The organism is Aliivibrio salmonicida LFI1238 (assembly GCF_000196495.1).
Taxonomy (GTDB): Bacteria; Pseudomonadota; Gammaproteobacteria; order Enterobacterales; family Vibrionaceae; genus Aliivibrio; species Aliivibrio salmonicida.
Map to the genome: position 1 here is coordinate 698,837 of NC_011312.1, position 12,551 is coordinate 711,387.

General features: G+C 40.3%; 8 protein-coding genes and 8 tRNA genes. 15 read left to right on the forward strand and 1 reads right to left on the reverse strand.

Annotation, left to right across the window (positions count from 1 at the left end; translation table 11 throughout):
- Window positions 1–192: 192 nt before the first annotated feature.
- On the reverse strand, window positions 193–2,754 hold the full coding sequence (gene mutS, locus VSAL_RS03530) for a DNA mismatch repair protein MutS (RefSeq protein ID WP_044583386.1): 2,562 nt from the start codon (window positions 2,752–2,754) through the stop codon (window positions 193–195).
- A 114-nt stretch (window positions 2,755–2,868) separates the two neighbouring features.
- Here mutS and VSAL_RS03535 point away from each other — a divergent pair, with 114 nt between their 5' ends.
- From VSAL_RS03535 to oadA, 15 genes are all read left to right on the forward strand, one after another.
- On the forward strand, window positions 2,869–3,366 hold the full coding sequence (locus VSAL_RS03535; RefSeq protein WP_012549440.1) for a CinA family protein: 498 nt from the start codon (window positions 2,869–2,871) through the stop codon (window positions 3,364–3,366).
- A 140-nt stretch (window positions 3,367–3,506) separates the two neighbouring features.
- A complete protein-coding gene (gene recA, locus VSAL_RS03540; protein WP_012549441.1) occupies window positions 3,507–4,550 on the forward strand; it encodes a recombinase RecA in 1,044 nt (347 codons plus the stop codon).
- A gap of 242 nt (window positions 4,551–4,792) precedes the next feature.
- Window positions 4,793–7,375, forward strand: coding sequence for an alanine--tRNA ligase (gene alaS, locus VSAL_RS03545; RefSeq protein WP_012549442.1), 2,583 nt, complete (start codon window positions 4,793–4,795; stop codon window positions 7,373–7,375).
- A gap of 9 nt (window positions 7,376–7,384) precedes the next feature.
- Window positions 7,385–8,554 (forward strand): aspartate kinase, encoded by a 1,170-nt coding sequence (locus VSAL_RS03550; protein ID WP_012549443.1) that lies wholly within the window; start codon window positions 7,385–7,387, stop codon window positions 8,552–8,554.
- 81 nt (window positions 8,555–8,635) lie between these two features.
- A complete protein-coding gene (csrA, locus tag VSAL_RS03555; RefSeq protein WP_012549444.1) occupies window positions 8,636–8,836 on the forward strand; it encodes a carbon storage regulator CsrA in 201 nt (66 codons plus the stop codon).
- 218 nt (window positions 8,837–9,054) lie between these two features.
- Window positions 9,055–9,147, forward strand: a tRNA-Ser gene (locus tag VSAL_RS03560).
- 53 nt (window positions 9,148–9,200) lie between these two features.
- Window positions 9,201–9,277 (forward strand) — tRNA-Arg (locus VSAL_RS03565).
- A 72-nt stretch (window positions 9,278–9,349) separates the two neighbouring features.
- A tRNA-Ser gene (locus VSAL_RS03570) sits at window positions 9,350–9,442 on the forward strand.
- A 52-nt stretch (window positions 9,443–9,494) separates the two neighbouring features.
- Window positions 9,495–9,571: transfer RNA gene (locus tag VSAL_RS03575), tRNA-Arg, on the forward strand.
- 66 nt (window positions 9,572–9,637) lie between these two features.
- Window positions 9,638–9,714: transfer RNA gene (locus VSAL_RS03580), tRNA-Arg, on the forward strand.
- A 66-nt stretch (window positions 9,715–9,780) separates the two neighbouring features.
- A tRNA-Arg gene (locus tag VSAL_RS03585) sits at window positions 9,781–9,857 on the forward strand.
- A gap of 66 nt (window positions 9,858–9,923) precedes the next feature.
- Window positions 9,924–10,000: transfer RNA gene (locus VSAL_RS03590), tRNA-Arg, on the forward strand.
- A 65-nt stretch (window positions 10,001–10,065) separates the two neighbouring features.
- Window positions 10,066–10,142: transfer RNA gene (locus VSAL_RS03595), tRNA-Arg, on the forward strand.
- Window positions 10,143–10,473: 331 nt separating this feature from the next.
- The gene (locus tag VSAL_RS03600) at window positions 10,474–10,725 is read left to right on the forward strand and encodes an oxaloacetate decarboxylase subunit gamma (protein WP_012549445.1); all 252 of its coding nucleotides are present in this window, start codon (window positions 10,474–10,476) and stop codon (window positions 10,723–10,725) included.
- A 37-nt stretch (window positions 10,726–10,762) separates the two neighbouring features.
- Window positions 10,763–12,550 (forward strand): sodium-extruding oxaloacetate decarboxylase subunit alpha, encoded by a 1,788-nt coding sequence (oadA, locus tag VSAL_RS03605; protein ID WP_012549446.1) that lies wholly within the window; start codon window positions 10,763–10,765, stop codon window positions 12,548–12,550.
- The last annotated feature ends 1 nt before the right edge of the window (window position 12,551 follow it).

Below are 12,551 nucleotides of genomic sequence, written 5' to 3' on the forward strand. Positions count from 1 at the left end.
TTATTTATCGTTATTGTTAATTTAATGTTAAGTAAAAGATCTTTCGAGTAAATAGTCAAATTTGGTTTGAAATAATGAGAGGTGATTTTTTAGTATGCTAATAATTAAGATAGGAAAAGAGAAAACGAAAGACAAAAAAACAGAGGAAAAAGGCCGTAATGTAATAATTACGACCTTTTAATTTTTTAGGGGTTATAAGAGCGCTTTTAAACGATAAAGCGCCTCTAATGCCTGACGAGGAGATAAGTCATCAGGGTTTACTTTTGCTAACGCTTCTTCTACTTCACTAGGCTCTGGAATTAGAGAGAGCTGATGCTCTTGTTTTATTTGGGTACTCGTTAGCGATTGATTTTTTGGTTGACCATTTTCAAGTTGTTGAAGCTTTTGCTTCGCTTTTTTTATTACGGCTTTTGGTACACCAGCAAGTGATGCGACAGCTAAACCGTATGATTTGTTCGCGGCGCCTTCTTGTACGGCATGCATGAAGGCAATTTCATCACCATGCTCAACGGCATCTAAATGTACATTTGCTAAACCACTAAATAAATTTGGCAGCTCAGTTAACTCGAAGTAATGGGTCGCAAATAATGTCATTGCATTAATTTTTGTCGCTAACCATTCTGCACTTGCCCATGCAAGGGATAAACCATCGTAGGTGCTTGTACCACGGCCAATTTCATCCATAAGCACTAAACTGTGTTGTGTCGCGTTATGTAAGATGTTTGCGGTTTCTGTCATCTCGACCATGAAAGTAGAACGACCAGACGCTAAATCATCAGAAGCACCAATACGAGTAAATATTCGATCTAATAGACCAATATGTGCAGAATCGGCAGGCACATAACACCCAACATGAGCCATTAGCGCAATGAGTGCAGTTTGACGCATGTAGGTGGATTTACCCCCCATATTGGGCCCTGTAATGATCAACATTTTACGATCATCATTAAGGTTTATAGGGTTAGCAATGAAAGGGTCACTCATTACTTGTTCTACTACTGGGTGGCGACCGCCTTCAATCTTCATTCCAATGTCTGATGATAAGGTTGGACGACAGTAGTTAAGAGTATCAGCACGTTCTGCAAGATTACTGAGTACATCTAATTCAGAAATCGCGTTAGCCATTAATTGGAGTTGTTCTAAATGAGGTAGAAGTTGATCGAACAATTCTTCCCATAATTTTTTCTCTATCGCTAAAGCTTTAGATTTTGAGCTTAGCACTTTATCTTCATGGGCTTTAAGCTCTGGAATGATGTAGCGCTCTGCATTTTTCAATGTTTGACGGCGAACATAATGCGCAGGGGCTTTATGGCTTTGCCCTTTACTGATCTGAATATAAAAACCATGAACGTTATTATAACCAACTTTCAACGTATCAATGTCGTGACGTTCACGCTCTTCTTGTTCTAATTTACTTAAGAATAGAGCGGCGCCATTAGCAAGATCTCGCCATTGATCTAATTCTTCATTATAACCATCAGCCAATACACCACCGTCACGAATAACGACGGGTGGATTCTCTTTAACTGCTCGTTCCAATAATTCACAAATAGAATCGATAGGTTGGGCAAGTGACGCAAGTTCTAATAAATGCGTTTGTTCAAATGCTTGAGTACTTTGTGCTAATTCAGGTAATTGCTGTAATGCATTACGTAAACGAGCCAGATCTCTTGGACGAGCCGAACGTAAGGCTAATCGCGCTAGAATGCGTTCTACATCGCCAATTTGCTTTAATTGAGGAGACAGTTCGGCATATAACCCATTGCTTTTTAGCTCTCCGATCGCATCAAGACGCTGATTGAGAACATCATGGGTTCTTATCGGTTGATGTAACCAGCGTTTTAATAAACGACTACCCATTGCGGTTGAAGTATGATCAAGAACTTCTGATAACGTGTGGTTGAACCCACCCGCTAAGTTTTGCGTTATTTCTAAGTTACGACGAGTTGCCGCATCTAAGATCACCGAATCGTCTTGGCGATCCATTACGATAGAACGAATATGTGGCAAGGTAGTGCGTTGGGTATCTTTAACGTATTGAATTAAACAACCTGCGGCACATAAACCAAATTCTGCATTTTCAACACCAAAACCAACAAGATCACGAGTACCAAATTGTTGGTTTAGTTGTTGCTTTGCGGTGTCTAATTCAAATTCCCATACTGGACGACGGCGATTACCATTACGTTTTTCAAGCAGATGAACAGGTTCAAAGTCTTCACTAAATAGCAATTCTGTCGGTGAAGTTCGTTGTAGCTCAGCGAGCATGGATTCTTCGGTTGAAGGTTCAGAAACTTTAAATCGACCCGAGGTGATGTCTAATGTTGCGTAACCAAATTGGCCTTTATGATGATAAATCGCTGCGATTAGGTTATCAAAACGCTCAGGAAGAAGCGCCTCATCGGTCACTGTTCCTGGGGTCACAATACGCACGACTTTTCGTTCTACTGGGCCTTTACTTGTCGCTGGGTCACCTATTTGTTCACAAATCGCAACTGACTCACCTTGTTGAACCAGTTTAGCTAAGTATCCTTCAACTGCGTGATAAGGAAGACCTGCCATTGGGATTGGTTCACCTGCGGAGGACCCACGTTTAGTTAAAGATATCTCAAGTAATTGAGACGCTCGTTTGGCATCATCATAGAAAAGCTCGTAGAAATCTCCCATGCGATAGAACAGTAGAATGTCAGGATTTTCAGACTTTAAACGTAAGTACTGTTGCATCATGGGTGTGTGTTTTTCAGTTGATTTTATTGCCACAACGAGACCTAATAATTGAAGATAAATATTTGCTGTTAGAATACGTGAATCAAGACAGCAATCAAAGATAGAATAGATAAAATTCGAATCAAGATGGAAAGAATCTAAATGGATATGATAAAAAATGCGCAACTCGCACAAAAAGTGGGAGAGTTATTAATGCAACAAGGAAAAATGATGGCGTGTTCAGAATCTTGTACTGGCGGAGGCGTTGCATTTTGTGCTACTGAAAATGCAGGAAGTTCAGCATGGTTTGAACGAGGCTTTGTGACGTACAGTAATGAAGCAAAACAAGATTCTCTTGGGGTGAACTTAGAGACTATTGGCCGTTTTGGCGCAGTGAGTGAAGAAGTGGTAAAGGAAATGGCTTTTGGCACGCTAGCACACAGTGAAGCAGATATATCGGTGTCGATCAGTGGCATTGCAGGCCCAGGAGGAGCGACAGAAGGGAAACCGATTGGTACGGTTTGTTTTGGCTTTGCTGACACCACTAATTGGCATGTAGAAAGAACGGTCTATTTTACTGGTGATCGTACAAAAGTAAGACAATCTGCGATTGAATATGCATTTCTCACATTAAAGAAAAGGCTATTAGAAGCGAATTAATTCAAGTGGTTAAGATTAATTTTAGATACCACGTTATCAAAATTAAATAAAAAATGAATTAAAGCTATAGACACTGTATGAATAGACAGTATACTACTGGTCATTAACTGATTTAGTGATCTAGAATTCTGGAGAATCAAATGGACGATAACAAGAAAAAAGCACTGGCCGCAGCATTAGGTCAAATTGAAAAACAATTTGGTAAAGGTTCAATCATGAAGTTGGGCGATAACCGCACAATGGATGTTGAAACTGTGTCTACTGGTTCTTTATCTCTTGATATTGCCCTAGGTGCCGGTGGTTTACCAATGGGACGTATCGTAGAAATTTACGGCCCTGAATCATCAGGTAAAACAACACTAACTTTAGAAGTGATTGCTCAAGCACAAAAAGCAGGGAAAACCTGTGCATTTATTGATGCAGAGCACGCATTAGACCCTATTTACGCACAAAAACTTGGTGTTGATATTGACCAATTGTTATGTTCTCAACCTGATACTGGTGAGCAAGCGTTAGAAATTGTTGATGCGTTAGCTCGTTCTGGTGCGGTTGATCTAATTGTTGTTGATTCTGTGGCGGCTTTAACACCTAAAGCTGAAATTGAAGGCGAAATGGGCGATAGTCACATGGGTCTTCAAGCTCGTATGCTATCGCAAGCAATGCGTAAGTTAACGGGTAATTTAAAACAGTCGAACTGTATGTGTATCTTCATTAACCAAATTCGTATGAAAATTGGCGTAATGTTTGGTAACCCAGAAACAACAACTGGTGGTAATGCATTGAAGTTCTATGCTTCTGTTCGTCTTGATATTCGTCGTACTGGCGCAGTAAAAGATGGCGATGAAGTTGTTGGTAATGAGACTCGCATTAAAGTTGTTAAGAATAAAATTGCAGCGCCATTTAAACAAGCTGAAACTCAAATTCTATACGGTAAAGGTTTTAACCGTGAAGGCGAACTGATTGATTTAGGTGTTAAACATAAATTAGTCGATAAAGCAGGCGCTTGGTATAGCTACAATGGCGATAAGATCGGTCAAGGCAAAGCAAACGCATCTAAATTTATGCGCGAAAATCCAGAAATTGGCGCAGAGCTTGATAAGAAATTACGTGAAATGCTATTAACTCCAACCGAAGATAAGCCAGAAGTTGTTGAGAAAATAGAAGAAGAAAACGAAGAGTTTTAATTTTTCTGATTCTTATTGAAATGAAAGAAAGCCAAACCTTTGTGTTTGGCTTTTTTACGTCTATGAAAAGAGACGGCTTCAATCAAAAATAGAATTATTTCTGTTTCCTTATTTGTTCGCTGTCGTTATCTGTATTTCATTTTCATTTGCGTATACAATATCCGAAATTCTGTCTTAAAAACACTGCTTGGCTTCAATGAGTACAAGAGTGAGTTAACTACGATTCAATCAGGAATATCCACATGTATATGAGCACTGACGAAGTCCGCCGTGCATTCCTTGCTTTTTTTGAAAGCAAAGGGCACCAAATTGTTGAGAGTTCTTCTCTAGTTCCAGCGAATGATCCAACTCTTTTATTTACGAATGCGGGTATGAACCAGTTTAAGGATTGTTTCCTTGGTTCTGAAAAGCGAAGCTATACTCGTGCAACTACCGCTCAGCGTTGTGTTCGTGCCGGTGGTAAACATAACGATTTAGAAAATGTTGGTTTTACTGCTCGCCACCATACTTTCTTTGAAATGCTTGGTAACTTCAGCTTTGGTGATTACTTTAAGCAAGATGCAATTAAGTATGCATGGGAATTCCTAACTGAGCGTTTAGAGCTTCCTGCGGATCGTCTGTTAGTGACAATCTACGAAACTGATGATGAAGCGTTTGAGATCTGGAATAAAGAAATGGGTATTCCAGCTGATCGTATCGTTCGTATTGGTGATAACAAAGGCGCACCTTATGCATCAGATAACTTCTGGCAAATGGGTGACACGGGTCCTTGTGGTCCTTGTACTGAGATTTTTTACGATCACGGTGAACATATTTGGGGTGGCCGTCCAGGTACGCCTGAAGAAGATGGCGACCGTTTCATTGAAATCTGGAATAACGTTTTCATGCAATTCAATCGCCTAGCTGATGGCACAATGGAACCACTTCCAAAACCATCAGTAGATACAGGGATGGGTATTGAGCGTATCGCTGCAATTATGCAAGGTGTACATTCAAACTATGAAATTGATATCTTCCAAACACTAATTAAAGAAACGGCAAAAGTTGTTGGTTATGATGATCTTTCAAACCAATCTTTACGTGTAGTTGCAGACCACATCCGTTCTTGTTCTTATTTAATCGTTGATGGTGTTATGCCGTCAAACGAAGGTCGTGGCTATGTATTACGTCGTATTATTCGTCGTGCAGTACGTCACGGTAACAAGTTAGGTGCTAAAGGTTCTTACTTTTATAAGTTAGTTGGACCATTAGCTGAAATCATGGGTACGGCTGGTGAAGAGCTTAAGAAGCAACAAGCACTAGTAGAAAAAGTACTTAAGATTGAAGAAGAGAACTTCGGCCGTACGCTTGAGCGTGGCATGGTTATCTTAAACGAAGCGCTAGATAATCTAGAAGGCACCGTTCTTGACGGTGAAACTGTATTTAAACTTTATGATACTTACGGTTTCCCTGCTGACTTAACGAACGATGTTGCTCGTGAGCGTGAATTAACTATCGATGAAGATGGTTTTGAAAAAGCGATGAACGAACAACGCCAACGTGCTCGTGAAGCGGGTCAATTTGGTACTGATTATAATGCGGTTATCAAAGTTGAATCTGAAACGGTATTCCACGGTTATGATTTTACGGAAGCGAAAGCAACCGTATTAGAAATTTTCTGTGAAGGCGAAGCGGTTGAAACGCTTTCTGCTGGCGATGATGCGATTCTAATCTTAGATGTAACACCGTTCTATGCTGAATCCGGTGGTCAATCTGGTGATGCGGGTATTATTACCGTAGAAGCGGGTAAATTTGTTGTTACTGATACTCAAAAAGTAGGTAATGCGATTGGTCACCACGGTAAATTAGTGGAAGGTGTATTATCTACGGCTGATAGAGCAATGGCTCAAGTGGATGAAGAGCGTCGCACTGCGATTACTTTAAACCACTCGGCAACCCATTTATTACATGCAGCACTTCGTCAAGTACTGGGTGAGCATGTAACGCAAAAAGGGTCATTAGTTAAAGCCGAAAGTTTACGTTTTGACTTTTCTAACCTTGAAGGGGTTAAACCGGAAGAACTTCGACTTGTTGAGCGTATTGTTAACCAACAAGTACGTTTAAATCATGCAATTGAAACCGACCTTATGGACGTTGATGCGGCGAAAGAAAAAGGCGCAATGGCTCTGTTTGGTGAGAAGTATGATGATGAAGTTCGTGTACTGTCAATGGGTGAGTTTTCAACTGAGCTATGTGGTGGTATTCACGCATCAAGTACGGGTGATATAGGTCTGTTTAAAATCACGTCTGAAGGTGGCATCGCCGCAGGTATTCGTCGTATTGAAGCAGTAACTGGTGAAGCAGCATTAGATGCAATTGAATCTCAGCAGAAACTAGCGGATAAAAAGCTTCATGATGCGAGTTCAAAAACGAAGTTACTTGAAAAAGAAATCCAACAATTGAAAGATAAATTGGCTTCTCAAGCAAGTTCAGACTTAATCAGTCAAGTACAAGACATATCAGGCGTTAAAGTGTTGATCACTCAATTGGATGGTGCTGATAATAAAGCCCTTCGTGGTATGGTTGATGAACTTAAAAACCAAATTGGCAGTGGTGTTATCATGATTGGTAATGTCAGTGATGATAAAGTGGGTTTAATTGCGGGTGTGACTAAAGATCTTATTGGCCAAGTTAAAGCGGGCGAGTTAGTGAATATGGTTGCACTGCAAGTGGGTGGTAAAGGCGGCGGCCGTCCTGATATGGCTCAAGCGGGCGGTACCGATGCAAAAGCATTACCTGCAGCGTTAGCGACGGTTGAAGCTTGGTTAACTGAGCGTCTTTCATAGGGCGTATCAGTGGCATTAATCGTACAAAAGTATGGTGGAACATCAGTTGGGTCCGTTGAACGGATCCAACTTGTTTCTGACCGTATAATTTTAACGAAACAGCAAGGACACCAAGTGGTTGTTGCTGTTTCTGCTATGGCAGGAGAAACGAATCGTTTGCTAAATTTAGCACATCAAATCAATGAGGTTCCAGAACCTCGTGAATTAGATATGTTACTTTCTGCAGGTGAACAAGTTTCTATTGCTCTTTTAGCTATATCTTTGAATCAAAAAGGCATCAAAGCGATTTCTCTGACTGCAGATCAAGCAGGAATTAAAACCAATGATGTATTTAACGATGCAACTATCGAACATATTGAAACCAGTAAACTGACCGAATGGCTTGATAAGGGTTATGTTGTCATTGTTGCTGGTTTTCAAGGTAGAGATAGTGTCGGAAATATTACAACACTCGGAAGAGGTGGGTCTGATACAACGGCTGTTGCTTTAGCTGCCGCATTGAAAGCGGATGAATGTCAGATCTTTACTGATGTAGACGGTGTGTATTCTTCAGATCCCCGTTATGTATCGAATACTCGTAAATTAAAAGAAGTTTCTTTTAGTGATATGCACGCATTAGCAAAGTCTGGTGCGAAAGTATTACAGGAACATTCAGTATCTCATGCATGGAGATCTTCAGTATCATTAAGAGTTCTTTCTTCTTTTGATAATGGTGAAGGAACGCTTATTTGTGAGAAGCCTAATGACTATTTTCCAGTTACTGGGTTAGCACTAAAGCAAGACTTATACCTTGCCGAATGCACTGACATAAATGAAGAGGATAGAATTCTTCTTGCTAAAGAGTATCGAGTGTTAACTAATACTGACGATTGTTTTCAAATTGTTGTGCCAAAAGCAACTTTTTTACAATTGAAACTGGTATTTAATACAAAAATACGCAATATTAGTAGCTTATCAATTCTGACGTTAGTCGGAGATAATGTTGAAGGGATGGCAGACTCTGCTTGCAATCAACTAATGGTTAATAGTGTTGATATCTATCAATGTTATACAGAACCAAAAAGTGTGTCGGTTATCGTTATTCAAGCTGATTTACAACAAGCGGCCGAAATTTTACATAAAACGTTTGTTATTACAGAGCAATCACAAGATAATAACGTTCTGATCGCTGTTTCTTGAGCAGAGACGTTTGTGAACATAAGCGATAACGGACAATACATACATTTATTATAATACTGAGATAACTCAAGGAGCATTCGAATGCTAATTTTGACTCGCCGTGTAGGTGAAACGCTAATGATTGGTGACGAAGTAACAGTTACTGTACTTGGCGTTAAAGGCAACCAAGTACGTATCGGTGTTAACGCGCCTAAAGAAGTATCTGTACACCGTGAAGAGATTTACATGCGTATTCAAGCAGAAAAGGGAACTACTCCTGCTGCTGCACCAGGTAACTTTTAATATCGCATGAAAATAGGCTAACATTGTTGGCCTTATTTATTTTAGTCAGTTGTTAATTTGACTGGAATAAATAGAAAATGAGAGGCACAAAACTCGTATCTCGGTTTATTTTTATCCATTTTGGTTATTTCATAGACTGTTGAACGAATTACCTTGTTTTTTACTAAGAAAGTCATTGACATATTTTTGGTAAAAAGTAATATGTGCCTCCTCAAGACGGTGAGGTGGCCGAGAGGCTGAAGGCGCTCCCCTGCTAAGGGAGTATGCGGTTTATAGCCGCATCGAGGGTTCGAATCCCTCCTTCACCGCCATTATTGATTTGTGTTGATTATTTATAATCAGCATAATAAAAAAGAATTATTGTGCGCTAGTAGCTCAGCTGGATAGAGTACTTGGCTACGAACCAGGCGGTCGGAGGTTCGAATCCTTCCTGGCGCACCATTCTTTTATTGGTAAACTTATTTACCAATAGCCGTAATTGTTTTGCAGATGATTACAACAGAGTTACAAAACGGTGAGGTGGCCGAGAGGCTGAAGGCGCTCCCCTGCTAAGGGAGTATGCGGTTTATAGCCGCATCGAGGGTTCGAATCCCTCCTTCACCGCCATATTGATTTATGTTGATTATTTATAATCAGCATAATAAAAAAGAATTATTGTGCGCTAGTAGCTCAGCTGGATAGAGTACTTGGCTACGAACCAGGCGGTCGGAGGTTCGAATCCTTCCTGGCGCACCATTATTTACTGCCGTAACAATTTATCTAGAGGATAAGTTGGTGCGAGAGACAATCAGAATTTATTGTGCGCTAGTAGCTCAGCTGGATAGAGTACTTGGCTACGAACCAGGCGGTCGGAGGTTCGAATCCTTCCTGGCGCACCATTATTTACTGCCGTAACAATTTATCTAGAGGATAAGTTGGTGCGAGAGACAATCAGAATTTATTGTGCGCTAGTAGCTCAGCTGGATAGAGTACTTGGCTACGAACCAGGCGGTCGGAGGTTCGAATCCTTCCTGGCGCACCATTATTTACTGCTGTAACAGTTTATCTAGAGGATAAATTGGTGCGGGAGACAATCAGAATTTATTGTGCGCTAGTAGCTCAGCTGGATAGAGTACTTGGCTACGAACCAGGCGGTCGGAGGTTCGAATCCTTCCTGGCGCACCATTTTTACTGCCGTAACAGTTTATCTAAGAGGATAAGTTGGTACGGAGACAATTAGAATTTATTGTGCGCTAGTAGCTCAGCTGGATAGAGTACTTGGCTACGAACCAGGCGGTCGGAGGTTCGAATCCTTCCTGGCGCACCATTCTTTTAAAAAGCTTGATCTTTATGATCAGGCTTTTTTTATGCCTGTAATATGAGTAAGTTAAGTAATTGAGTCTATTATTAAATAGATTGAATTGTAGGTTATTATTAGGTAACTTGATTGTAATCAACTTATTTGTAAGTAAAAAATAGCAGTGTATGGATATATTTCGCTATAATATTCTTTTTTGAATATATTGTGATCGTTTCGCATTTGACAAATTTGTTGATGTCGAGATAATCATTCTTTCTTTTTAGAATAAAAGAACACAATTAATTAGTTCGCTACAACTAAATTATACATTGTCACTATCATCAAAAAGGAATAAAAGATGACAGACATTGGAAGTCTACTATGGGAAGCAGCAACGCTAATGCTAACAGGCATGGGCGTTGTATTTATATTCCTCACCATCCTCGTCTATCTAGTTCAACTTATGTCTAAGTTACTGCCTGTGGAGTTACCTCCAAAACAGGTATTGGCTGTTCAAAAAGTTCAGAATCCCGATGAAACAACAGTTCAGCCTCAAATTATAGCTGCTATTTCTGCTGCGGTTAAATTATACCGCCAAAAGAATCGATAAACTGTTTTAGGAAAATCATTACAAGGAGTTTGTAAGTATGTCTAAACCACTTTCTATCACTGATGTGGTACTTCGTGACGCCCACCAATCACTCTTCGCAACTCGTATGCGTGTTGAAGATATGCTTCCAATTGCAGAGCAGTTGGATAAAATCGGTTATTGGTCATTAGAAACTTGGGGTGGGGCAACATTTGATGCCTGTATTCGTTATTTAGGTGAAGACCCATGGGAACGTTTACGATTACTTAAAAAAGCGATGCCAAATACACCAATGCAAATGTTACTTCGTGGCCAAAACTTATTAGGTTACCGCCATTATGCTGATGACGTTGTTGAAAAATTTGTAGAGCGAGCTCATTGTAACGGTATGGATGTATTCCGTATTTTTGATGCAATGAATGACGTTAGAAATTTTCAAACAGCAGTAAAAGCAACAATTGATGTTGGTGCTCATGCTCAGGGCACTCTTTCTTACACAACAAGTCCTGTTCATAATTCAGATACATGGGTTGATTTAGCAAAACGTCTTGAAGATTTAGGCTGTCATTCTCTTTGTATTAAAGACATGTCTGGTCTACTTAAACCTTATGAAGCTGAAGAACTTATTACTCGTATTAAATCGTCTTGTGATGTACCACTTGCTTTGCATAGTCACGCGACAACAGGATTATCTACCGCCACAGCCTTAAAAGCGGCAGAGGCTGGCATTGATATTTTAGATACGGCTATTTCATCCATGAGCCAAACTTATGGTCATACTCCAACTGAAACGGTTGTTGCTATGCTAGAAGGGACAGGGCGCGATACAAATCTTAACCTTGAGCAACTTGAACCAATTGCTACCTATTTCCGTGAAGTTCGTAAAAAATACGCAAAGTTTGAAGGACAAATGAAAGGCGTCGATTCTCGAATTCTCATCGCTCAAGTTCCGGGTGGGATGTTGACGAATATGGAAAGTCAGTTAAAAGAGCAAGGTGCAGCTGACAGATTAGATGAAGTGCTAATTGAGATCCCTAAAGTTCGTAAAGATCTAGGTTATATCCCATTAGTTACTCCAACGTCACAAATTGTAGGCACTCAAGCAGTAATTAATATCCTTACTGGAGAGCGTTATAAGAGTATTACAAAAGAAACGGCAGGTGTCCTAAAGGGAGAGTATGGCTCAGCGCCTGCTGCCGTTAATGCAGAGCTACAGGCTCGTGTTTTAGAAGGTGCGGAGCCGATTACCTGTCGTCCTGCCGATTTATTAGCGGCCGAGTTACATACTTTAACGGATGAACTGATTGCTAAAGCAAAAGAAGATAATATCGCTTTAGCGGAAGAGCAAATTGATGATGTACTTACTTATGCTCTATTTCCTCAAGTGGGTCTTAAATTTCTTAAAAATCGTAATAATCCAGATGCCTTTGAACCTGCTCCTGGAACTGAAGTTGAATCAGCGGCTAATGTTGTAAAAGCAAACACGGCTAAAGGTGGTGTTGAGGCTTATAGCGTTAAAGTTGATGGTCAAATCTATAATGTAGAAGTGGGGCCGCAAGGCGTTATTTCGTCTGTTGAACCAATATCAGCACAAGCAGCACCGGTTCAATCTCCTCAACTTTCGGCAGTTGACGCGGAATCTGTTGATGCGCCATTAGCAGGAACTATCTTTAAGGTACTTGTACAAGCTGGTGCTGAAGTTGCTGAAGGTGATGTGTTACTTATACTTGAAGCGATGAAAATGGAGACAGAGATCAGAGCATCACGTAATGGTACCGTTCAAGATATTTTAACTAAAGAGGGCGATGCAGTAGCAGTTGGTACACCATTGCTTTCTCTAGCCTAAG